Source organism: Bacillus sp. SW14 (genome assembly GCF_047608225.1).
GTDB classification, from domain to species: Bacteria; Bacillota; Bacilli; order Bacillales; family Bacillaceae; genus Bacillus; species Bacillus subtilis_G.
Window position 1 is genome coordinate 1,366,637 of the sequence record NZ_JBLKRW010000001.1, and the last position, 21,390, is coordinate 1,388,026.

Consider the following 21,390-nt stretch of genomic DNA (forward strand, 5'->3'; position numbering starts at 1 on the left):
AGGTTCAACAGATGGAAAGCACAATGAGTCCTTATTTCGGAATTGTCGTATCACTGGCTGCATTCGGCATCGGCACTTTTTTATTTAAGAAAACGAAAGGCTTCTTCCTTTTCACTCCTTTGTTTGTTGCCATGGTGCTTGGGATCGCATTTTTAAAAATCGGCGGTTTTTCCTACGCGGACTATAATAACGGGGGAGAAATCATTAAGTTTTTTCTTGAACCGGCGACGATCGCTTTTGCCATTCCTTTGTACAAACAAAGAGATAAGCTGAAAAAATACTGGTGGCAAATCATGTCCTCTATTATCGTTGGCTCTATTTGCTCTGTCACGATTGTTTATTTGCTCGCAAAAGGCATTCACCTCGATGCGTCAGTGATGAAAAGCATGCTTCCGCAGGCGGCTACAACGGCAATTGCGCTACCTTTATCAAAAGACATCGGAGGCATCAGCAACATCACAGCTTTTGCGGTTATCTTTAACGCTGTCATTGTATATGCGCTCGGAGCGTTGTTCTTGAAGGTGTTTAAAGTAAAGGATCCCATCTCTAAAGGATTGGCTCTCGGAACGTCCGGGCATGCACTCGGTGTAGCTGTCGGGATCGAGATGGGAGAGGTCGAAGCGGCGATGGCAAGTATTGCTGTTGTCGTAGTAGGAGTTGTAACGGTTCTGGTCATCCCTGTGTTCGTGCAGCTGATCGGAGGATAAGCCAAGGCTGATAGCCTTGGATTTGTCTATTTTATGGTGCGTCTTCGGGATCGATATATCCTTGTTTAATGCCCCATTCGACTTGGTCATCATGCCACTTTTTTCGTTCTTCATAACCATAGCCGTCGTCATCAGGAAGCTCTGAAGCCGGCTGTTGAACGGTACCATCTGTCTGGTTCGAGGATGACGGTGAATGTTGGCTATTAGATGAGGGTGCCTCGGTCTGCTGTCGTTGTGCCTGCGAGTGCCGCTTTTTTTCAGCATTTGCTTCCTGCTCTTTTTGGATTGCTGCCTGCCGCTGTCTTTCAAGTTCAGCTTGTCTTTCAGCTTCTGCCAATCGCTGTCTCTCCGCTTCTTCCTCCTGCTGTTTCTTTCGTTTCGCCTCTCGCTCTTTTTCTCGTTTTTTTGCGGCGGCGATTTGTCTTTGTTTCTCTGCTTCTTCTTTTGCTTTCAGCTTTCCTAATTCAGCAGTGAGCGGATTTTCAAACTTTATTTTCATTGAAACGGGTTTTAGTTTTTTCAGCTCTTTCTCCAGTTCCTTTTGATGAAATGCTGCGGCTGTTTTAACAGTTTCAGCTTTTGGTTCGGAAGGTGTGCTTTTGCTATTCGAGCAACCGGTCAATATCAATGTGAAAAATAAAGCAAGCTGTATCAGTTTGTTCATACATCAGACTCCCTTCTGCTTCTTATATCGGTTAGAGATTAACTTTGTTTTACATTTTTTCCTGTCAGTGGTTGCGTGGTAAATTGCGAAATAAGGAGAAGGATGGGGGAGACTATTGGTTCTTCATCTAACAGAATCAGGTGTGCACCACCCTCGGCTCACGGTCTTTATTCATGGCGGGGGTATCAGCGGCTGGTTGCGGTACAGCAAATCAGCTATTTTCAGCATTTCGGGGGATCGGCCATGGAGTATTCGCTGGCTGAATCGATGTTATTCAACAAAACACTTGATGTGTAGCTGACTGTTCGGACACTTTACATTCTGGATGAGAATGCAAAGATTTTCTTTTTCTTTCTTGCACTCATAGAAAACCCATGTTACAATGAGAAAGTTGTTCCGGAGAAGTCATCCTTGACTAAAGATCCGGCATTGTGTAGAATAGTTATTGAATTGAATATAAATCACAAGCAGAAGCACCCGCTTCTCACCTGATTGACACATGCATGTAGTTGGCAGGTTGACCGTACATTTTTATTGATACAGATGTTCGTAGTGTGGGTGTTTTATAATGCCCGCACTTTTTGTTTGCCTGCAGAATGCAGTCAAAATGAGTTGTGAATCAATTCGAAGAAACTATGGAGGTGGCTCATTATTAGCAAAGATCAATTGGTTAATGAGGGTATCCGTGCACGTGAGGTCCGTCTAATCGGACAAAATGGCGACCAGCTTGGAATCAAGTCCCGTCAGGAAGCACTTGAAATCGCCGGCCGCGCAAATCTTGACCTTGTGTTAGTTGCAGCGAATGCAAAACCGCCTGTCTGCCGAATCATGGACTACGGTAAGTTCCGATTTGAGCAGCAGAAAAAGGAAAAAGAAGCACGCAAAAATCAAAAAATCATTAACTTAAAAGAAGTTCGGTTAAGTCCGACAATCGATGAGCATGACTTTAACACGAAATTGCGAAATGCGATTAAATTCCTTGAAAAAGGCGATAAAGTGAAAGCTTCTATCCGCTTTAAAGGACGCGCAATCACTCATAAAGAAATCGGCCAGCGTGTGTTAGACCGTTTTTCTGAAGCTTGTGCTGACGTTGCGACTGTCGAAACAAAACCAAAAATGGACGGCCGCAGCATGTTCTTAATGCTCGCGCCGAAAAACGAAAAGCAATAAGGAGGAAATCCCATGCCAAAAATGAAAACTCACCGCGGATCTGCTAAACGTTTTAAAAAGACAGGTTCTGGGAAGTTAAAACGTTCTCACGCATATACAAGTCACTTATTCGCCAACAAATCTCAAAAGCAAAAGCGTAAGCTTCGCAAGAGTGCTGTTGTAAGCGCAGGAGACTTCAAACGCATCAAACAACAGCTTGCTAACATCAAGTAATCGGACAAGGAACAATTAGGAGGGAAATTTAATGCCAAGAGTAAAAGGCGGAACTGTGTCGCGTCAGCGTCGTAAAAAAGTTCTTAAATTAGCAAAAGGTTATTTCGGTTCAAAACATAGATTATACAAAGTAGCAAACCAGCAGGTCATGAAATCTGGAAACTACGCTTTCCGTGACCGTCGTCAGAAAAAACGTGATTTCCGTAAGCTTTGGATCACTCGTATCAACGCAGCTGCTCGCATGAACGGTCTTTCTTACAGCCGTTTAATGCACGGTCTTAAGCTTTCTGGTATCGAAGTAAACCGTAAAATGCTTGCTGATCTTGCTGTAAACGATCTTACTGCATTCAATCAGCTTGCTGATACTGCTAAAACTCAATTAAACAAGTAATCACATAGAGCCGCTCTCCAGCAGAGCGGCTTTTTTATATAAAGGATGGGGGCAACATGGTTATTGCTGTTTATTTGGTGCTGATGAATCTGTGCGGTTTTTGGGTGATGGGGGCTGACAAACGAAAAGCGCAGCAGCACAAATGGAGAATTTCTGAAGACCGGCTGTGGCTGATAGCGATCGTGTTTGGAGCGCTCGGTGTCTGGCTTGGCATGCAAACCTTCAGACATAAAACGAAGCACGCCTCTTTTAAGTATGGAGTGCCGCTTCTTTTATTGATTGAAGCGGTCTTGATTGGCATTTATTACAGCCCGTTTGATTTATAAAAAGCAGAAAAGCGTTTTAGCGCTCTTCTGCTTTTTTGGCGAGTTTAATGGGCTGGTCCCAGTCAATCTTACAATTCGGATAGCGTTCCAGCACTTTTTCTTCAATGTTCTCAAAATCTTTTGCAGACAAATGCTTCAGCTTCTGAGGAGATTCTGTCCAGACAAAAATGGTATGGATAAACAGCGGATGATCTTTGGAAGGAATATGCTTTTCTCCTTCAAAAAGCACGCCTTTATACGTCAGTTGAAAGTTCTTACGGGCATTGTTCTGTTCATCAATAATATAAAAATGTTCTTTTGATTGGGCCAGTTTGAGCCTTCTCTTTGGACTGGCGACATATTTGACCGCGGCATAAATACAATAAGCAAAAAGTGCAAGTAATATAATCCTTAGAACCATGACAAACATTGTGTGAAGGCACCTCCCTTATTGTGATGATCTGATGTAATACGAAGAGCATAGAAAAAGGTTTCACTTTTTTTAAAAAAAAGTTCTAAAAACATATACCCGATTTTCAAGTGAAATAGTCGTATGGTTAGCGTCAGGTTTTGTATAATAAGAATGCAGGACTGATGAAGGAGGTTATGGAACATGGCAAAATTAGATGAAACATTGACCATGCTGAAAGATTTAACAGATGCAAAAGGCATACCGGGCAATGAAAGAGAAGTAAGGCAAGTGATGAAATCATACATAGAACCATTTGCTGATGAAGTGACAACAGATCGTCTGGGCAGTTTAATCGCCAAAAAAACAGGTGCGGAAAACGGCCCGAAAATTATGATTGCCGGGCATTTGGACGAAGTCGGTTTTATGGTGACGCAAATCACTGATAAAGGCTTTATCCGTTTTCAAACCGTTGGCGGCTGGTGGGCTCAGGTGATGCTGGCCCAGCGTGTAACCATCGTGACGAAAAAAGGGGAAATCACAGGGGTTATCGGCTCAAAGCCGCCTCATATTTTATCTCCTGAAGCGAGAAAAAAATCAGTGGAAATAAAAGAGATGTTTATTGATATTGGAGCTTCAAGCCGAGAAGAAGCCTTGGAATGGGGTGTGCTTCCGGGAGATATGATCGTTCCTCATTTTGAATTTACAGTCATGAACAATGAAAAATTCCTCTTGGCGAAGGCGTGGGACAACCGCATCGGCTGTGCGATTGCCATTGATGTGTTAAGAAATTTACAAAACACAGCTCATCCAAACATTGTGTATGGCGTGGGAACTGTGCAGGAGGAAGTCGGCCTGAGAGGAGCGAAAACAGCAGCATACACCATTCAGCCTGATATTGCGTTTGGTGTTGATGTAGGGATAGCAGGAGACACGCCTGGGATTTCTGAGAAAGAAGCGCAAAGTAAAATGGGCGAAGGGCCCCAGATTATCGTGTACGATGCATCCATGGTTTCTCACAAAGGTTTGCGAGATGTCGTTGTCGCTACGGCGGAGGAAGCGGGCATTCCGTACCAATTTGATGCCATTGCCGGCGGCGGAACTGATTCGGGAGCCATCCATTTGACGGCAAATGGTGTTCCCGCGCTGTCCATTACCATTGCAACCCGCTACATTCATACACACGCGGCTATGCTGCATCGTGACGATTATGAAAATGCGGTCAAATTAATTACAGAAGTGATTAAGAAATTAGACCGAAAGACAGTTGACCAAATCACATATGAATAAAAATCATTTGAATCCGCTATAAAAGGCGGATTCTATTTATTTGTCTGTACAAATTCAATAAGTAACTCTACAATAAGGATATATATAGAAAATATGTGCTAGTCTGGTTGATAAGCAAGTTTTCTATATCTCAAAAAAAGGAGGATTTAATGAATATGAAAAAGAAAGCGTTTTCTGGATTATTGCGTTTTTCTTGCGCAGCTTTAACAGCTGGTGCTTTAATGTTGTCCGCTTTACCGGCATCAGCCGCTTTTTGGGGAGCATCGAACGAGCTTCTGCATGATCCGACGATGGCAAAGGAAGGAAATACTTGGTATGCTTTCGGGACTGGGCTTGCAGAGGAAAACGGACTTCGTGTACTGAAAGCGGACAGCAACGGGGTATGGAGAGTTCAAAAATCAATTTTTACCAGTCCTTTATCGTGGTGGCGTCAATATGTGCCTAATTTCGAACGAAACCAATGGGCGCCGGATGTGACATACTACAACGGAAAGTACTGGCTTTACTATTCGGTTTCTTCGTTTGGAAGCAATACCTCTTTAATTGGGCTTGCTTCAGCAACTAATCTCAGTTCGGGCAGCTGGAAGGATGAAGGGCTTGTTACTCGGACAACAAGTGCCAATAATTATAATGCCATTGATCCTGAATTAACCATTGACAAAGATGGAAACCCTTGGCTTGCATTCGGTTCATTTTGGGGCGGAATTAAGTTAACGAAATTAAACAAAGATACGATGAAACCAACCGGTTCATTATATTCAATAGCGGCCAGACCAAATAACGGCGGCGCTCTGGAAGCCCCTACATTAACATACAATAATGGCTACTATTACTTAATGGTTTCATTCGATAAATGCTGTGAAGGCGTAAATAGTACGTACAAAATTGCTTATGGCAGATCGAAAAATATTACAGGTCCTTATGTAGACAGAAACGGTAGAAGCATGATGAATGGAGGAGGTACGATTCTTGATGCCGGCAATGAACAGTGGAGAGGGCCGGGCGGACAGGATATCGTAAACGGGAACATACTCGTGCGCCATGCTTATGATGCAAAAGACAACGGAACTCCAAAGATGTTAATCAATGATTTGAATTGGAGCTCAGGCTGGCCCTCTTATTAAGATAAAGCCAATCGTTCACATCTGATTCTCTTTGTTTAGCCCTGATACATCAGGGCTTTTTCTAATGGAAAGAGGAATCGGAAGATTAATTGACAGAAAAATCATAGTTTTAAGAACGCATTTTTTCACCTAAAAACCTAGTAACAAATCATTTCTTTTTGTAAAAGAATACAAAAATGATTGACAGTAAATAAACCTACTAATATAATGAAGTTGTTCGTACAAATTAATTGTTAATAGTTTATTTTTTGTTATTAGTCCGTATCTGTTTGGGTAATTGAAAGCGTTTTACTATAGGAAGAAAGGGGCAGATTACATGCTTCAGACAAAGGATTATGAATTCTGGTTTGTAACAGGAAGCCAGCATCTATACGGGGAAGAGACACTGGAACTGGTGGATCAGCATGCGAAAAGCATTTGCGAGGGGCTCAGCGGGGTTTCTTCCAGATATAAAATCACTCACAAGCCTGTCGTCACTTCATCGGAAACCATCAGACAGCTGTTAAGAGAAGCGGAGTACAGTGAGACATGCGCCGGCATCATTACATGGATGCATACATTCTCTCCCGCAAAAATGTGGATAGAAGGTCTTTCTTCTTATCAAAAACCGCTCATGCATCTGCATACTCAATATAATCGCGATATCCCTTGGGGGACGATTGACATGGATTTTATGAACAGCAACCAATCCGCACATGGCGATCGTGAGTACGGTTACATCAACTCGCGAATGGGTCTGAGCCGGAAAGTCGTTGCAGGCTACTGGGATGATGAAGAAGTGAAGAAAGAGATTTCCCAGTGGATGGATACGGCGGCTGCATTAAATGAAAGCAGACATATTAAGGTTGCCAGATTCGGAGATAACATGCGTCACGTCGCAGTAACGGACGGAGACAAGGTGGGGGCGCATATTCAATTTGGCTGGCAGGTTGACGGGTATGGCATCGGAGACCTTGTAGAGGTGATGAACCGCATCACCGACGACGAGGTTGACACGCTCTATGCGGAGTATGACAGGCTCTATGTGATCAGCGAGGAAACAAAACGTGACGAAGCAAAGGTAGCGTCCATTAAAGAACAGGCGAAAATTGAACTTGGATTAACCGCTTTTCTTGAACAAGGCGGATACACGGCGTTTACGACATCGTTTGAAGTGCTGCACGGAATGAAACAGCTGCCGGGGCTTGCCGTTCAGCGCCTGATGGAGAAGGGCTACGGATTCGCCGGTGAGGGAGATTGGAAGACGGCGGCCCTTGTACGAATGATGAAAATCATGGCTGAAGGAAAAAGAACGTCCTTCATGGAAGATTATACGTACCATTTTGAACCGGGTAATGAAATGATACTAGGTTCGCACATGCTTGAAGTGTGTCCGACTGTCGCTTTGGATCAACCGAAAATTGAGGTTCATCCGCTTTCTATCGGGGGAAAAGAGGACCCTGCACGTTTTGTATTTAACGGCATCAGCGGTTCAGCTATTCAAGCAAGCCTTGTTGATATCGGCGGGCGTTTCCGCCTTGTTTTGAATGAAGTTAACGGACAAGAAATTGAAAAAGATATGCCGCATCTGCCAGTGGCCCGTGTTCTCTGGAAGCCGGAGCCATCATTGAAAACAGCGGCGGAGGCATGGATTTTAGCCGGCGGCGCACACCATACCTGCTTGTCTTATGAACTGACAGTGGAGCAAATGCTCGATTGGGCAGAAATGGCGGGAATCGAAAGTGTTCTCATTTCCCGTGATACGACAATTCACAAGCTGAAACACGAATTAAAATGGAACGAGGCGCTTTACCGGCTTCAAAAGTAGGAAGGGGGATGCCACTTGGCTTACACTATAGGAGTTGATTTTGGAACTTTATCAGGAAGAGCGGTGCTCGTTCATGTCGAAACAGGGGAGGAACTGGCGGCTGCTGTAAAAGAATACAGGCATGCTGTCATCGATACAGTCCTTCCAAAAACGGGTCATAAGCTGCCGCGGGACTGGGCGCTGCAGGATCCGGCTGATTACCTCGAAGTCTTGGAAACAACCATTCCGTCTTTACTCGAACAGACGGGTGTTGAGCCGAAAGACATTATCGGGATCGGCATTGATTTTACGGCATGTACGATCCTGCCTGTTGACAGTACAGGACAGCCGTTATGCATGCTGCCGGAATATGAAGAGGAGCCGCACAGCTATGTGAAGCTCTGGAAGCATCATGCGGCTCAAAAACATGCTGATCGGCTCAATCAAATCGCGGAACAAGAAGGAGAAGCTTTTTTACAGCGGTACGGAGGAAAAATTTCATCAGAATGGATGATTCCGAAGGTCATGCAGATTGCCGAAGAAGCGCCTCACATTTATGAAGCGGCTGACCGGATCATCGAGGCTGCAGACTGGATCGTGTACCAGCTGTGCGGCTCGCTCAAGCGAAGTAATTGTACAGCAGGATATAAAGCGATTTGGAGTGAAAAAGCGGGCTATCCGTCGGATGATTTCTTTAACAAATTAAATCCTTTAATGAAAACGATTACAAAGGACAAATTAGCAGGTTCTATTCACTCAGTAGGGGAAAGAGCCGGTGGACTGACTGAAAAAATGGCACAGCTGACAGGCCTTCTTCCAGGGACAGCTGTTGCGGTTGCCAATGTGGACGCTCATGTTTCAGTACCAGCGGTCGGCATCACAGAGCCAGGGAAAATGCTGATGATTATGGGAACCTCGACGTGCCATGTACTTCTAGGCGAAGACGTACATATCGTGCCCGGTATGTGCGGTGTTGTGGACAACGGAATTCTTCCGGGCTACGCGGGCTATGAAGCCGGGCAGTCCTGTGTCGGCGATCATTTTGACTGGTTTGTGAAGACATGTGTCCCGCAAGCGTATCAAAAGGAAGCAGAGGAAAAAAACATTGGCATTCATGAGCTGCTGAGTGAAAAAGCAAACCTTCAAGCGCCGGGTGAAAGCGGATTGCTTGCTTTGGATTGGTGGAATGGAAACCGTTCAACCCTTGTTGATGCTGATTTAACAGGAATGCTGCTTGGGATGACGCTGCTGACAAAGCCTGAAGAGATGTATAGAGCTTTAGTTGAAGCGACAGCTTACGGAACCCGGATGATTATCGAAACGTTCAAAGAAAGCGGGGTTCCGATTGAGGAGCTGTACGCAGCCGGCGGAATTGCTGAGAAAAACCCGTTTGTCATGCAGGTTTATGCGGATGTGACAAATATGGACATTAAAATCTCTGGTTCCCCGCAAGCGCCAGCCCTAGGATCTGCCATTTTCGGCGCGCTTGCCGCAGGTAAAGAAAACGGCGGATACAATGACATCAAAGAGGCAGCGGCGCACATGGGGAAACTGAAAGATATATCTTATACGCCAAACGCCGAAAACGCCGCGGTGTATGAAAAATTGTACGCTGAATATAAAGAACTGGTTCACTACTTTGGAAAAGAAAATCATGTGATGAAGCGTCTGAAAACAATCAAAAATCTTCAATTTTCATCTGCCGCCAAAAAGAATTCATAAAGGGTGATGGAGCATGCTTGAAACATTAAAAAAAGAAGTGCTGGCAGCCAACCTGAAGCTTCAAGAGCATCAGCTGGTAACCTTTACGTGGGGAAATGTCAGCGGCATTGACCGTGAGAAAGAAAGAATTGTCATCAAACCTAGCGGAGTCGAATACAGCGACCTGACAGCTGATGACTTGGTTGTTTTGAACCTTGAAGGAGAGGTCGTCGAAGGCTCGCTCAAGCCTTCTTCAGATACACCTACTCATGTTTATTTGTACAAAGCCTTTCCGAACATCGGGGGAATTGTCCATACCCATTCTCAATGGGCGACAAGCTGGGCGCAATCGGGCAGAGACATACCGCCTTTAGGCACGACACATGCTGATTATTTTGACAGTGCGATTCCATGTACAAGAGAAATGTACGATGAAGAAATCATTCATGACTACGAACTGAATACAGGAAAAGTCATAGCTGAAACCTTTCAGCACCATAACTACGAACAGGTGCCGGGCGTGCTCGTGAATAACCACGGCCCGTTCTGCTGGGGCACGGACGCTTTAAATGCCATCCATAACGCAGTTGTATTAGAAACAGTTGCGGAAATGGCCTATCACTCCGTTATGCTGAACAAGGATGTAAACCCAATCAATACAGTCCTTCACGAAAAGCATTTTTATCGAAAACACGGAGCAAATGCGTATTATGGCCAGTCATGATTCCGCTGTGTCACCGGCCGGCATTCTGATTGACTTGGACGGTACTGTATTCAGAGGAAATGAATTGATTGAAGGGGCAAGAGAAGCGATCAGTACGCTTCGGGGAATGGGGAAGAAAATCGTCTTTTTGAGCAATCGGGGGAATATTTCCCGTGCCATGTGCAGAAAAAAACTTCTCGGCGCGGGGATTGAAGCTGATGTAAACGACATTGTTCTGTCGTCAAGCGTCACAGCAGATTTTCTGAAGAAACATTATCGTTTTTCAAAAGTGTGGGTGCTTGGAGAACAAGGCTTGGCAGACGAGCTGAGACTGGCCGGTGTAGAGCACGCGAACGAACCGAAGGAAGCGGATTGGCTGGTGATCTCCCTTCATGAAACACTCACGTACGAAGATTTAAATCTGGCCTTTCAAGCTGCCGCCGGCGGCGCTCGTATCATGGCTACGAACAAAGACCGCTCCTTTCCGAATGAAGACGGCAATGCGATCGATGTGGCCGGTATGATCGGAGCGATAGAGGCTTCCGCTCAAGCAAAAACAGAGCTTGTTGTCGGAAAGCCGTCATGGCTGATGGCGGAGGCTGCCTGTACAGCAATGGGGCTGTCCGCACATGAATGCCTGATTATCGGAGACAGTATTGAATCTGACATTGCGATGGGAAAGCTTTATGGCATGAAAAGCGCCTTAGTGCTTACTGGTTCTGCGAAACCGGGTGAGCAGCGTTTGTACACGCCTGATTATGTGCTGGAATCCATTAAGGATATAACCAAATTGGCTGAGGAGGGGATTCTGTTATGAATCGTATCGCAGCTGACGTTGAGCAAGCTTTTGAACTCGCCGGAGAAAAGACACTTCCTATAGAAGTTGAAGAAATTGTTATCGGCAAACAAGCAGCTGATTCGCTATTGGATTATGTAAAAAGAAAAAACAACAAACAGATTGTCCTTGTCTGCGACTCGAATACACATCGCATTGTGGGAATTGATTTGGAAAAACGCCTGCATCAAGAAGGGTTTCAGGCTGAGTGCCTGATCATTCCGGGAAATGAAGCCGGAGATGTGACAGCTGATGAACGCTCGCTCATTCATGCGCTGATCCATACGAAAAAAACAACAGATGTTATGATCGCGGTCGGTTCGGGCACGATTCATGATATCGTGCGCTTCGCAGCGTTTCAGAGGGATTTTCCGTTTATTTCCTATCCGACTGCTCCATCTGTAGACGGATTTACGTCAGCCGGGGCGCCGCTTATTTTATACGGTACGAAAACAACCATCCAAACGAAGGCTCCGTCCGCGCTGTTCGCTGATCTGGATCTATTAAAAGCGGCACCCCAGTCAATGGTTGCGGCTGGATTTGGCGACATGCTCGGGAAAATCACATCTTTAGCTGATTGGGAAATATCCCGCCACCTTGCCGGCGAGCCTTATTCTCCAACGGGGGCTAAGATCGTTCAGGAGGCGCTGGAAGCCTGTATCGCACACACAGAAGACATTGCGATGAAAACGGAAACAGGCATACAGGTTTTAATGGAATCTTTAATTGTATCAGGTCTTGTCATGCTGGCTTTAGATCATTCCCGCCCGGCATCAGGCGGAGAACATCATATTTCTCATTGGATTGAGATGGAATTAATGAAGAAAAACCGGCCTCAAATTCTCCATGGGACAAAGGTGGGCTGTGCCGCTGTGTTATTAACTGACACATACAGAAAGCTCGCCCAGGATGACGGACTGAACGAATTTTCTCCGCGCCGGCGGCAAGCCATTCAATCGGCTTATGAAACGCTCCCGGAAGGAGAAGTGCTTGCCGATTGGCTGAGATCAGCAGGAGGCCCTGCGTTTTTTGACGAAATCGGTGTCGGGCAGGATTCCGTCAAGAATGCCTTCAGACACGCGCACACCTTAAGAGACCGCTGCACCGGATTAAGAATCATCAATGAAAACAAAACGCTGATCAATCATGGTCTATATGAATAGCCCGCACCTCGAATGGAAGGGGTAACGCAAATGAAAAAAATGACTGCCTGTTTTCTTGTGCTCATGATGCTGCTGACATTATTCATTGCTGGGTGTTCAGCAGAAAGATCATCCGGGAAATCGGGTGAAACCGAACTGACCTTTTGGACATTTAATGGACTTCATGAGCAGTTTTATGTGGAAATGGTGAAGGAATGGAACAAAAAATATCCTGACCGCAAAATTAAACTGAATACGGTCGTTTATCCATATGGGCAAATGCACGATAATTTGTCTATCTCCTTAATTGCGGGAGAAGGCGTCCCTGATATTGCCGATGTCGAATTGGCCCGTTTTTCAAACTTTTTAAAGGGCTCTGACATACCGCTTGCCGACCTGACTCCGCTGATTGAAAAGGACCGCGATAAATTCGTTGAGGCGCGGCTTACCTTGTACAGCAAAAACGGCAAGCTTTACGGGCTGGATACGCATGTAGGAACGACAGTGATGTTTTATAACATGGATGTGATGAAAAAAGCCGGCGTCAATCCTGATGATATCAAAACATGGGATGATTACCATAAAGCCGGGCAGAAAGTGCGCAAAGTGACCGGAAAGCCGATGGGAACGGTGGAAACAAATGATTCCGCAACGTTCTTATCCATGATTTCACAGCAAAAATCAGGTTATTTTGATAAAAACGGCAAGTTGATCCTTAATAATGACACCAATGTAAAAACAATTCAATTTTTAAAGGACATGATTAATGATAAATCGATGATTGCCGCACCGGGCGGCGGGCATCACAGTGAAGAATATTACGGCTTTATGAACCAAGGCGGAGCAGCGTCGGTTCTGATGCCGATTTGGTATATGGGAAGATTCATAGATTATATGCCTGATCTGAAAGGGAAGATTGCCATCCGGCCGCTTCCGGCGTGGAAAGAGGGGGGCGACCGTTCGGCAGGTTTGGGCGGTACGGCAACTGTTGTGCCGAAGCAATCCAAGCATGTTGAGTTAGCAAAAGAGTTTTTGGCCTTTGCGAAGGGCTCTAAAGAAGGAAACAAAAAGCTTTGGAGCGTACTCGGGTTTGACCCGCTTCGCTGGGATGTCTGGAGTTCTCAGGAATTGAAGGAGAAAAACAAATACACGGATTACTTCCAAAACGGAACAGGCATTTTTTCAATGCTGCTCGATATCAAGGACGAAATCAATCCGATTTATTTACACGAGGATTTTGCCAAGGCTTCAGACCTTGTCAACAGAAGCGTATTGTTCGACGCACTTAAATCTCAGCAAAAAACGCCTAAGCAAGCCTTGGACAGAGCGGCAGGTGAACTGAAACAGAAATAGAATCCCATTCAAAAAGTGAAAGCGGGGAGGTTCTCATGAAACCTGTGAAAACGGGAACGGTTCGTCCCGTTCCCTCAGCTGCGAAACAATCAGGCTGGCGAGATCTATTTTATTCGAAAAAAGCGGCGCCCTATCTGTTTACAGCGCCATTCGTTTTATCCTTTCTCGTATTTTTTTTATACCCCATCATTAGCGTCTTCATCATGAGCTTTCAAAGAATATTGCCGGGAGAGGTGACGTTTGTCGGATTGTCGAATTACACTGCACTAAACAATCCGACGTTCTATACCGCCCTTTGGAATACACTGGAATACACCTTTTGGACACTGATTGTGCTGATTCCTGTCCCATTGCTGCTGGCCATATTCCTGAATTCAAAGCTGGTCAAATTCAGAAATATATTCAAATCAGCGCTATTTATTCCGGCATTGACTTCCACCATTGTGGCGGGGATCATTTTTCGGCTGATCTTCGGAGAAATGGAAACGTCGCTGGCCAATTCCATCTTACTCAAACTCGGCTTTTCACCTCAGAACTGGATGAACAATGAACATACCGGCATGTTTTTAATGGTGCTGCTTGCTTCGTGGAGATGGATGGGAATCAACATCCTTTACTTTTTGGCCGGTTTGCAAAATGTGCCGAAAGAGCTGTACGAAGCCGCCGATATTGACGGCGCGAATACGATGAAAAAATTCCGGCACATTACGCTGCCGTTTCTCAAGCCTGTAACGGTTTATGTGCTAACCATCAGTATCATCGGCGGATTCAGGATGTTTGAGGAAAGCTACGTCCTTTGGCAAAATAATTCCCCGGGTAATATCGGCTTGACGCTTGTCGGATATTTGTATCAGCAGGGGCTTGCCTACAACGAAATGGGATACGGAGCGGCCATCGGCATTGTGCTTTTGATTGTGATACTTGTTGTCAGCCTGATTTCGTTAAAGCTGTCAGGCTCGTTTAAGGGGGAGGGATAAATGTTGCGGCACAGTCCTCAGTACAGCGTTTACAAAATCGCGCTTACCCTGTTTTTTATCATGCTGAGCCTATTGTATATTTTTCCGATTTTCTGTTTGCTTTTAGGGTCATTAAAGCCGTCATCTGAGCTTTTGCGTGTAGGGCTGAATGTTGATATTGATCCAAAAGTGATGAGTTTAGATAACTACACATTTCTGTTTAATGGCGGCAGCATTTATTTCAAATGGTTTTTTAACAGTCTTGTGCTTGGGATTTTCACGACCGTGCTCACTCTGTTTTTTTCTTCGATGATTGGGTACGGACTTGCGGTTTACGAGTTTAAGGGCAGGAATATCATCTTTGTTCTTGTGCTGATTATTATGATGGTTCCGCTTGAAGTGATGATGCTTCCGTTGTTTAAGCTGACCGTAGGACTGCACTTGATTGATTCATATACCGGTGTCATTTTGCCGTTCATCGTTTCGCCGGTAGCTGTTTTCTTTTTCAGGCAGTATGCCCTCGGTCTTCCAAGAGATCTGCTGGACTCTGCAAGGATGGACGGCTGTACGGAATTCGGGATCTTTTTCCGGATTATGGCGCCGCTGATGAAACCGGCTTTCGGCGCGATGATTATCCTCCAGTCCTTGAACAGCTGGAACAACTTCTTATGGCCATTGATTGTGCTTCGTTCGAAAGAAATGTTTACGCTTCCAATTGGGCTGTCCAGCTTGCTGAGCCCTTACGGAAACAACTATGACATGCTCATATCCGGCTCAGTATTTGCGATTTTGCCGGTCATTATCATTTTCTTGTTTTTCCAAAAATACTTTATCTCCGGCCTAACGGTAGGGGGAGTCAAAGGTTAATGAAGGAGGAAACGTGTGATGAAAAAAGCGCGAGTGATTGTAGACAAAGAATATAAAATCGGTGAAGTAGACAAGCGGATTTACGGCTCGTTTATCGAACATATGGGGCGTGCGGTTTATGAAGGCATATATGAGCCTGATCACCCTCAAGCGGATGAAGACGGATTTAGAAAGGATGTCCAGTCGCTGATCAAAGAATTGCAGGTTCCGCTCATCCGCTATCCGGGCGGAAACTTTTTATCCGGATACAACTGGGAGGACGGTGTCGGACCTGTTGAAAATCGCCCAAGACGGCTTGACTTGGCATGGCAAACGACAGAAACGAATGAAGTGGGGACAAATGAATTTTTATCTTGGGCAAAAAAGGTGAACACTGAGGTCAACATGGCAGTCAACCTTGGCACAAGAGGCATAGATGCCGCCCGCAATCTCGTTGAATACTGTAACCACCCGAAAGGCTCTTACTGGAGTGATTTAAGAAGATCGCATGGCTATGAACAGCCGTACGGCATCAAGACATGGTGCTTAGGAAACGAAATGGATGGCCCGTGGCAGATCGGCCATAAAACAGCTGACGAATACGGACGGCTTGCCGCAGAGACTGCAAAGGTCATGAAGTGGGTTGATCCAACAATTGAACTTGTTGCCTGCGGCAGTTCAAACAGCGGCATGCCGACCTTTATCGATTGGGAAGCGAAGGTGCTGGAGCATACGTACGAGCATGTCGACTATATCTCTCTCCATACGTATTACGGAAACCGGGATAACAATCTGCCAAACTACTTGGCCCGTTCCATGGATCTTGATCATTTTATTAAATCTGTCGCTGCAACCTGTGACTATGTAAAAGCAAAAACCCGCAGCAAGAAAACAATCAATCTCTCTCTGGATGAATGGAATGTCTGGTATCACTCAAATGAGGCGGATAAAAAAGTCGAGCCTTGGATTACTGCGCGTCCGATTTTAGAGGATATTTATAATTTTGAAGATGCTTTATTGGTCGGCTCTCTGCTTATTACGATGCTGCAGCACGCAGACCGTGTGAAAATCGCGTGCCTTGCACAGCTTGTAAATGTCATCGCGCCGATCATGACGGAAAAAGGCGGGGAAGCATGGAGACAGCCAATCTTCTATCCATACATGCATGCTTCTGTTTACGGAAGAGGCGAGTCACTGAAGCCGCTTATTTCTTCTCCGAAGTACGACTGCTCAGATTTTACGGATGTGCCATATGTTGATGCCGCTGTTGTGTATGCCGAAGAGGAAGAAACACTCACGATTTTTGCGGTAAACAAAGCTGAAGATCAGATGGAGACGGAGATTTCGCTCAGAGGCTTTGAATCCTTCCAAATCGCAGAGCACATTGTACTCGAGCATCAGGATATCAAAGCGACAAACCAGCAAAACAGAAAAAATGTCGTCCCGCATTCCAACGGAACATCATCTGTCAGCGAAAACGGCTTAACCGCGCATTTCACGCCGCTTTCCTGGAATGTGATCCGCTTGAAAAAACAGTCATAAAGTGAAACATTAGCCGGAGATCGCTCTCCGGTTTTTCTTTTTTTGGAGGTAGATATGATTCAGTACCTTGTAATGTTCAGTAGTGGATGTTACTATATGAATAAATAGTGGAAAATATAAACAAAATTAACGAGCTTCGGGGAGGATTTTATGATGAATGCTCAATTCAAAAAGGGAGCATTAGAGCTATGTGTGCTTGTATTCATATCTGAAAAAGACCAATACGGATATGAGCTTTCTCAAAACATTTCCAGGCACATGGCGATTGCTGAAGGCACCTTATATCCTCTTCTAAGAAGACTGACGAAAGAAGAGTATTTAGAAACATATATGGCGCCGTCTACCGAAGGTCCTGCCAGAAAATATTACACGATGTCAAAGCTTGGTTCCATGCGAATGAAACTGCTGCTGGCAGAATGGGAACAGTTCACAGCATCTGTCAATCAAATCATCGACGTGGCAAGGGGAGGAGAACAATGAATCAAGAACTGTTTTTGCAGGAGTTAAGTAAAGCATTAATGCCGCTTTCAGAAGAAGAGCGGAATGAGATCTTATTTGATTTTGAAGAACATATGACCGAAGGGATGAAAGAAGGCCGGCTGGAAGCGGACATCATCAGGGAACTCGGCTCTCCAAAACAAATTGCAAAGGAATTGATGCAAGATGTCACGGAAACTGCTCCAGCAGAGCAACGCCCTAAAAAGAATCTTTTTCACATGGCATGTTCAGCAGCAGCGATAAGCTTCTTAAATATGATTTTCGTGCTGGGACCGGCTATTGGCATTTTAGGAGTGTACGTGGGGTTATGCGGGGCGGCGCTTGCACTTTCTGTGTCACCGATTATTTTTATCGGCATGTTGATGTTTCAAACGAATACGCACATGATGCTGGAGTTCTTTTTATCACTCGTGTTTGGCAGTCTGGGGCTACTATCTTGTATAGGGCTGTCGCATTTAGGAAAGCTGCTGTATGGCATGGGTTTACGATATATCAGATATAATCTAAAGCTGGTGACGGGGGCGCGGACATGAAAAAAATCATAATAGGATTAATCGCAGTATTTGCAGTCGGGGTCATCGGAGCTGTCATCACTGCAGCTGCTTCTGATTTTACAAGAGACGAGGTGACAGCTGCTGAAACATATTCTGCCACAGATATTAAAAAAATTGAGGTAACAACGAGCTCGATGAATGCAGAGGTCAAAATTGGGCAAACGGATGATATTCAGGTAGCGGCTGAAGGGAAAGTCAGTGATAAAAGCAAAAAGCTGTTCGATGTGAGCCAAGATGGCAAGTCATTAAAAATCAATCAAATAGCACGCGAGAATATCATCTCTTTTATACCGTGGGACAGCGAAAAGGATATGAAAATCACAATCATTATTCCGGAAAAGAAGTATGGTGAGTTAACGGTAACGACAACCTCTGGGGATATTCTCATTGAAAATGTGCACGCGGATCAAACTGCTGTTGACTCTACATCAGGAAATATTGAGCTGAAGCATGCACGCATCGAAAACGAGTTGACGCTAAAAACAACGAGCGGAGATATTCAAGAAAACCAAAATTCATTCGGCCAAGGTGTGGTAAAGACAACAAGTGGATTAATAGAAAGCAGCCGCACAACAGCTGGAAAGGTGAATTATAAGACAACCTCCGGAGATATTGACCTTCTACAGGAGAGTCAGAACAAAGAAATTGACATCGTCACAACGAGCGGAAGTGTGTCCGTAGAATATCAGAAAGAACCTGCAGCCTTAGCAATGGATTGTCAGACTGACTCAGGTGAGACGTCAGTTAACCTAGATCAAATTATGTATCAAGAAAAATCAGAGAAGCGCATTACAGGATATATAGGTGATAGCGAAACCTCTAATCATTTAAACATTCGCACAACCTCTGGAGACATTGAACTAAACTAACTGCGACGAGCCGGCCAATTCCAGCCGGCTTTTCTGTATAGGAAAAAATGACCGCTTATCACCATGAAATTATGATATATTTATGAAAAACAGCAAAGGGGATGAGAGAAAATGAATGCGGTTACAATTGTGATAGCGTCAATGTGTATTTTGGCTATCGCCTATCGTTTATACGGAACATTTATGATGGTGAAGGTCCTCAAAGTGAACGATGACAAGCCGACACCTGCCCACGCGTTTGAGGATGGAAAAGACTATGTGCCTACAAATAAATGGGTCTCTTTCGGCCACCATTTTGCAGCGATCGCAGCGGCCGGGCCGCTGGTCGGACCGATTTTGGCGGCGCAGTTCGGCTATTTGCCGGGGTTATTATGGCTGTTAATCGGGGCGGTAATCGGGGGAGCCGTCCATGATCTTGTTGTGCTGTTTGCATCAATGCGCAAAAATGGAAAGTCGCTGTCAGAAGTGGCGAAGGATGAGCTTGGCCCTGTTGCCGGATTTTGCACGGGACTGTCCATGCTGTTTATTATCACGATTACGATGGCGGGGCTGTCGATGGTTGTGCTGCACGCGCTTGAACGCAATCCGTGGGGCACATTTGCGGTAGGAATTACAATTCCGATTGCGATGGGCGTGGGCTTATTTTATAAGAAAACGGGAAATTTAAAGCTTGCGTCAACGATCGGCTTTCTCTTTTTAATGGCAGGAGTCTTTATTGGCCCATGGGTGCAGACTACCGCGCTCGGTGACTTTTTATCGCTAGATACGAAAACGCTTGCAATCGCACTTCCTATTTATGCATTTTTTGCAGCGGCGCTTCCCGTTTGGCTGCTTCTCGCACCGCGTGATTATTTAAGCAGCTTTATGAAAATCGGTGTTTTTATCGCTTTGATTGCCGGGGTATTTGTCGTCAATCCGTCCATCCCGTTTCCTGCGTTTACAGAATTCGTAAAAGGGGGCGGGCCGGTGCTGGCAGGACCCGTCTGGCCGTTCATTTCAATCACTATCGCCTGCGGTGCGATCTCGGGATTTCACGCCTTTGTCGGTTCAGGTACGACCCCGAAAATGCTGAATAAATGGAGTGATATGAAGCCGGTTGCGTTTGGGGCAATGCTTGTCGAGTGTCTTGTCGGCATTATGGCGCTGATTGCAGCGACCGCCTTGCAGCCTGCTGATTACTTTGCGATTAACAGCACGCCTGAGGTTTTCCGTACGCTCGGCATGAATGTCGTCCATTTGCCTGAATTGAGCAGGGAAATCGGTTTGGACTTAGAAGGAAGAACAGGGGGAGCCGTTACGCTTGCGGTGGGAATGACTTATATTTTTACCGGAATGCCGTTTTTCAGCCATTTGGCCTCATACTTTTTCCAATTTGTCATTATGTTTGAAGCCGTATTTATTTTAACAGCGATTGACGCCGGCACACGTGTTGCTCGTTATCTGATTCAGGATTTCTTCGGAGAGGTGTATAAACCGCTGAAGAAAACAGACTGGATTCCGGGATCTGTATTTGCCAGCGCGCTCGCCTGCCTGATGTGGGGCTATCTGCTGTATTCAGGGGATATCGGTTCCATTTGGGCGCTGTTTGGCGTGTCCAATCAGCTGATGGCTTCAGTGGGGCTGATTATTGGAGCGACCATCGTGCTGAAAATCGCCGATAAACGCCGTTACATTCTGACCTGCCTTATCCCGCTTGCCTATTTATATGTCACTGTCAATTATGCGGGCTATTGGATGGTGCGCAATGTGTATCTCAATCCTGAAGCAGCAGGCTACAGTGTATTGAATGGCGTACTATCGATCATCATGCTGCTGTTAGGCTTCATCATTATCGTGGCGGCTGTGAAAAAATGGGCGCAGATGTGGAGAGATCCGGGCTTAAGGATGGAAGCATCTATACCGGGATAGAAGGACTAATGAAATGTTGAGGAGGATTGGCGATGAAATTATCAATGAAATATCTGATTCTATACGTTTCGGACAGCAAGCGGGCTATTCATTTTTATCAGAATATTTTAGGACTGCCGATTCGTGCTGAGCACGGCACGTATATTGAATTTGAAACAGGCTCTGCGATATTGGCGCTTAATACGCGACAAAGCGCCAGAGAAATCACGCCGCTAGACATTCCAGATACATCTGCTTCGAACACATTTGAAATTGGTTTTGTCACTGAAAATGTAGAAGCGGTTATCAAAAGGGTAAGAGAACAGGGTGTCACAATTATTGGGGAGCCGAAAGTGAAGCCATGGGGGCAGACGGTTGCCTATATCTCCGACCCAGATGGACATTATATTGAAATTTGCAGTCCGATGGAATAATGCACAAAAGC

At 45.3% G+C, this 21,390-nt stretch carries 24 protein-coding genes, 1 pseudogene and 1 other annotated feature; of the genes and pseudogenes, 23 read left to right on the forward strand and 2 right to left on the reverse strand.

The window, feature by feature from the left end:
- Positions 1-11: 11 nt before the first annotated feature.
- On the forward strand, positions 12-707 hold the full coding sequence (gene lrgB / locus ACMX2I_RS06955; RefSeq protein WP_414956546.1) for an antiholin-like protein LrgB: 696 nt from the start codon (positions 12-14) through the stop codon (positions 705-707).
- A gap of 31 nt (positions 708-738) precedes the next feature.
- On the opposite strand, the gene ACMX2I_RS06960 is transcribed toward lrgB, so the two are convergent.
- Positions 739-1,371, reverse strand: a complete 633-nt coding sequence (locus ACMX2I_RS06960; protein ID WP_414956547.1) for a hypothetical protein — start codon at positions 1,369-1,371, stop codon at positions 739-741.
- 102 nt (positions 1,372-1,473) lie between these two features.
- Here ACMX2I_RS06960 and ACMX2I_RS06965 point away from each other — a divergent pair, with 102 nt between their 5' ends.
- The 5 genes from ACMX2I_RS06965 to ACMX2I_RS06985 all read left to right on the forward strand — a co-directional run bounded on the left by ACMX2I_RS06965 (position 1,474) and on the right by ACMX2I_RS06985 (position 3,471).
- Positions 1,474-1,668, forward strand: coding sequence for a hypothetical protein (locus ACMX2I_RS06965; protein WP_414956548.1), 195 nt, complete (start codon positions 1,474-1,476; stop codon positions 1,666-1,668).
- Between the two features lie 162 nt (positions 1,669-1,830).
- Positions 1,831-1,961 (forward strand) — a sequence feature (ribosomal protein L20 leader region).
- A 58-nt stretch (positions 1,962-2,019) separates the two neighbouring features.
- On the forward strand, positions 2,020-2,541 hold the full coding sequence (gene infC, locus ACMX2I_RS06970) for a translation initiation factor IF-3 (protein ID WP_414958305.1): 522 nt from the start codon (positions 2,020-2,022) through the stop codon (positions 2,539-2,541).
- Positions 2,542-2,553: 12 nt separating this feature from the next.
- The gene (gene rpmI / locus ACMX2I_RS06975; RefSeq protein WP_003184267.1) at positions 2,554-2,754 is read left to right on the forward strand and encodes a 50S ribosomal protein L35; all 201 of its coding nucleotides are present in this window, start codon (positions 2,554-2,556) and stop codon (positions 2,752-2,754) included.
- Positions 2,755-2,785: 31 nt separating this feature from the next.
- Complete coding sequence (rplT, locus tag ACMX2I_RS06980; protein ID WP_414956549.1) at positions 2,786-3,145, forward strand: 50S ribosomal protein L20; 360 nt, start codon at positions 2,786-2,788, stop codon at positions 3,143-3,145.
- A 56-nt stretch (positions 3,146-3,201) separates the two neighbouring features.
- Positions 3,202-3,471, forward strand: coding sequence for a DUF1294 domain-containing protein (locus ACMX2I_RS06985; RefSeq protein WP_087992398.1), 270 nt, complete (start codon positions 3,202-3,204; stop codon positions 3,469-3,471).
- 16 nt (positions 3,472-3,487) lie between these two features.
- On the opposite strand, the gene ysdB is transcribed toward ACMX2I_RS06985, so the two are convergent.
- Positions 3,488-3,880, reverse strand: a complete 393-nt coding sequence (gene ysdB / locus ACMX2I_RS06990; protein WP_087992397.1) for a sigma W pathway protein YsdB — start codon at positions 3,878-3,880, stop codon at positions 3,488-3,490.
- 183 nt (positions 3,881-4,063) lie between these two features.
- On the opposite strand from ysdB, the gene ACMX2I_RS06995 reads away from it, so the two are divergent.
- The 17 genes and pseudogenes from ACMX2I_RS06995 (at position 4,064) to ACMX2I_RS07075 (ending at position 21,379) form a co-directional block, all read left to right on the forward strand.
- On the forward strand, positions 4,064-5,149 hold the full coding sequence (locus ACMX2I_RS06995) for a M42 family metallopeptidase (RefSeq protein ID WP_333517288.1): 1,086 nt from the start codon (positions 4,064-4,066) through the stop codon (positions 5,147-5,149).
- A gap of 155 nt (positions 5,150-5,304) precedes the next feature.
- Positions 5,305-6,273 (forward strand): glycoside hydrolase family 43 protein, encoded by a 969-nt coding sequence (locus tag ACMX2I_RS07000; protein WP_414958306.1) that lies wholly within the window; start codon positions 5,305-5,307, stop codon positions 6,271-6,273.
- A gap of 316 nt (positions 6,274-6,589) precedes the next feature.
- Positions 6,590-8,080, forward strand: a complete 1,491-nt coding sequence (araA, locus tag ACMX2I_RS07005; RefSeq protein ID WP_414956550.1) for an L-arabinose isomerase — start codon at positions 6,590-6,592, stop codon at positions 8,078-8,080.
- A gap of 15 nt (positions 8,081-8,095) precedes the next feature.
- Entirely contained in the window at positions 8,096-9,781 is a 1,686-nt protein-coding gene (araB, locus tag ACMX2I_RS07010) for a ribulokinase (protein WP_414956551.1), read from the forward strand.
- Between the two features lie 13 nt (positions 9,782-9,794).
- Complete coding sequence (gene araD / locus ACMX2I_RS07015; RefSeq protein WP_010329719.1) at positions 9,795-10,484, forward strand: L-ribulose-5-phosphate 4-epimerase; 690 nt, start codon at positions 9,795-9,797, stop codon at positions 10,482-10,484.
- On the forward strand, positions 10,462-11,280 hold the full coding sequence (locus ACMX2I_RS07020) for an HAD-IIA family hydrolase (RefSeq protein WP_414956552.1): 819 nt from the start codon (positions 10,462-10,464) through the stop codon (positions 11,278-11,280). The genes araD and ACMX2I_RS07020 overlap by 23 nt, the downstream gene beginning before the upstream one ends.
- Positions 11,277-12,461, forward strand: coding sequence for a sn-glycerol-1-phosphate dehydrogenase (gene egsA / locus ACMX2I_RS07025; RefSeq protein ID WP_414956553.1), 1,185 nt, complete (start codon positions 11,277-11,279; stop codon positions 12,459-12,461). Before ACMX2I_RS07020 ends, egsA begins: the two co-directional genes overlap by 4 nt.
- A gap of 30 nt (positions 12,462-12,491) precedes the next feature.
- Positions 12,492-13,793 (forward strand): ABC transporter substrate-binding protein, encoded by a 1,302-nt coding sequence (locus ACMX2I_RS07030; protein WP_394715767.1) that lies wholly within the window; start codon positions 12,492-12,494, stop codon positions 13,791-13,793.
- Positions 13,794-13,828: 35 nt separating this feature from the next.
- Positions 13,829-14,770, forward strand: coding sequence for a carbohydrate ABC transporter permease (locus ACMX2I_RS07035; protein ID WP_414956554.1), 942 nt, complete (start codon positions 13,829-13,831; stop codon positions 14,768-14,770).
- Positions 14,771-15,616, forward strand: coding sequence for an arabinose ABC transporter permease AraQ (gene araQ, locus ACMX2I_RS07040; RefSeq protein WP_394715768.1), 846 nt, complete (start codon positions 14,771-14,773; stop codon positions 15,614-15,616). It begins immediately after the preceding gene.
- 18 nt (positions 15,617-15,634) lie between these two features.
- Positions 15,635-17,137 carry an alpha-L-arabinofuranosidase AbfA gene (gene abfA / locus ACMX2I_RS07045; protein WP_414956555.1) on the forward strand — a complete coding sequence of 501 codons (1,503 nt, stop codon included), beginning with the start codon at positions 15,635-15,637 and terminating at the stop codon, positions 17,135-17,137.
- A gap of 153 nt (positions 17,138-17,290) precedes the next feature.
- The gene (locus ACMX2I_RS07050) at positions 17,291-17,617 is read left to right on the forward strand and encodes a PadR family transcriptional regulator (protein WP_414956556.1); all 327 of its coding nucleotides are present in this window, start codon (positions 17,291-17,293) and stop codon (positions 17,615-17,617) included.
- A complete protein-coding gene (locus tag ACMX2I_RS07055; protein ID WP_414956557.1) occupies positions 17,614-18,168 on the forward strand; it encodes an HAAS signaling domain-containing protein in 555 nt (184 codons plus the stop codon). The genes ACMX2I_RS07050 and ACMX2I_RS07055 overlap by 4 nt, the downstream gene beginning before the upstream one ends.
- Positions 18,165-19,058: a DUF4097 family beta strand repeat-containing protein gene (locus tag ACMX2I_RS07060; RefSeq protein WP_414956558.1), complete on the forward strand. Its 894-nt coding sequence runs from the start codon at positions 18,165-18,167 to the stop codon at positions 19,056-19,058. The genes ACMX2I_RS07055 and ACMX2I_RS07060 overlap by 4 nt, the downstream gene beginning before the upstream one ends.
- A 111-nt stretch (positions 19,059-19,169) precedes the next feature.
- Positions 19,170-20,966, forward strand: coding sequence for a carbon starvation protein CstA (gene cstA, locus ACMX2I_RS07065; protein ID WP_333561461.1), 1,797 nt, complete (start codon positions 19,170-19,172; stop codon positions 20,964-20,966).
- Positions 20,909-21,096 (forward strand): annotated as a pseudogene (locus ACMX2I_RS07070) (hypothetical protein). Before cstA ends, ACMX2I_RS07070 begins: the two are co-directional and overlap by 58 nt.
- Complete coding sequence (locus tag ACMX2I_RS07075) at positions 21,011-21,379, forward strand: VOC family protein (protein WP_414958307.1); 369 nt, start codon at positions 21,011-21,013, stop codon at positions 21,377-21,379. Before ACMX2I_RS07070 ends, ACMX2I_RS07075 begins: the two are co-directional and overlap by 86 nt.
- Positions 21,380-21,390: the final 11 nt, after the last annotated feature.

Bases quoted from the DNA above. Each gene is read 5' to 3' on its own strand.
- rplT (WP_414956549.1), top strand. From the start codon at position 2,786: ATGCCAAGAGTAAAAGGCGGAACTGTGTCGCGTCAGCGTCGTAAAAAA.
- ACMX2I_RS07055 (WP_414956557.1), top strand. From the start codon at position 17,614: ATGAATCAAGAACTGTTTTTGCAGGAGTTAAGTAAAGCATTAATGCCG.
- egsA (WP_414956553.1), top strand. From the start codon at position 11,277: ATGAATCGTATCGCAGCTGACGTTGAGCAAGCTTTTGAACTCGCCGGA.
- ACMX2I_RS06960 (WP_414956547.1), bottom strand. From the start codon at position 1,371: ATGAACAAACTGATACAGCTTGCTTTATTTTTCACATTGATATTGACC.
- ACMX2I_RS07020 (WP_414956552.1), top strand. From the start codon at position 10,462: ATGCGTATTATGGCCAGTCATGATTCCGCTGTGTCACCGGCCGGCATT.
- rpmI (WP_003184267.1), top strand. From the start codon at position 2,554: ATGCCAAAAATGAAAACTCACCGCGGATCTGCTAAACGTTTTAAAAAG.
- ACMX2I_RS06995 (WP_333517288.1), top strand. From the start codon at position 4,064: ATGGCAAAATTAGATGAAACATTGACCATGCTGAAAGATTTAACAGAT.
- ACMX2I_RS07050 (WP_414956556.1), top strand. From the start codon at position 17,291: ATGAATGCTCAATTCAAAAAGGGAGCATTAGAGCTATGTGTGCTTGTA.
- ACMX2I_RS07000 (WP_414958306.1), top strand. From the start codon at position 5,305: ATGAAAAAGAAAGCGTTTTCTGGATTATTGCGTTTTTCTTGCGCAGCT.
- ACMX2I_RS07030 (WP_394715767.1), top strand. From the start codon at position 12,492: ATGAAAAAAATGACTGCCTGTTTTCTTGTGCTCATGATGCTGCTGACA.
- abfA (WP_414956555.1), top strand. From the start codon at position 15,635: ATGAAAAAAGCGCGAGTGATTGTAGACAAAGAATATAAAATCGGTGAA.
- ysdB (WP_087992397.1), bottom strand. From the start codon at position 3,880: ATGTTTGTCATGGTTCTAAGGATTATATTACTTGCACTTTTTGCTTAT.
- cstA (WP_333561461.1), top strand. From the start codon at position 19,170: ATGAATGCGGTTACAATTGTGATAGCGTCAATGTGTATTTTGGCTATC.
- araQ (WP_394715768.1), top strand. From the start codon at position 14,771: ATGTTGCGGCACAGTCCTCAGTACAGCGTTTACAAAATCGCGCTTACC.
- araA (WP_414956550.1), top strand. From the start codon at position 6,590: ATGCTTCAGACAAAGGATTATGAATTCTGGTTTGTAACAGGAAGCCAG.
- araD (WP_010329719.1), top strand. From the start codon at position 9,795: ATGCTTGAAACATTAAAAAAAGAAGTGCTGGCAGCCAACCTGAAGCTT.
- ACMX2I_RS07035 (WP_414956554.1), top strand. From the start codon at position 13,829: ATGAAACCTGTGAAAACGGGAACGGTTCGTCCCGTTCCCTCAGCTGCG.
- ACMX2I_RS07060 (WP_414956558.1), top strand. From the start codon at position 18,165: ATGAAAAAAATCATAATAGGATTAATCGCAGTATTTGCAGTCGGGGTC.
- ACMX2I_RS06985 (WP_087992398.1), top strand. From the start codon at position 3,202: ATGGTTATTGCTGTTTATTTGGTGCTGATGAATCTGTGCGGTTTTTGG.
- ACMX2I_RS06965 (WP_414956548.1), top strand. From the start codon at position 1,474: ATGGGGGAGACTATTGGTTCTTCATCTAACAGAATCAGGTGTGCACCA.
- lrgB (WP_414956546.1), top strand. From the start codon at position 12: ATGGAAAGCACAATGAGTCCTTATTTCGGAATTGTCGTATCACTGGCT.
- ACMX2I_RS07075 (WP_414958307.1), top strand. From the start codon at position 21,011: ATGAAATATCTGATTCTATACGTTTCGGACAGCAAGCGGGCTATTCAT.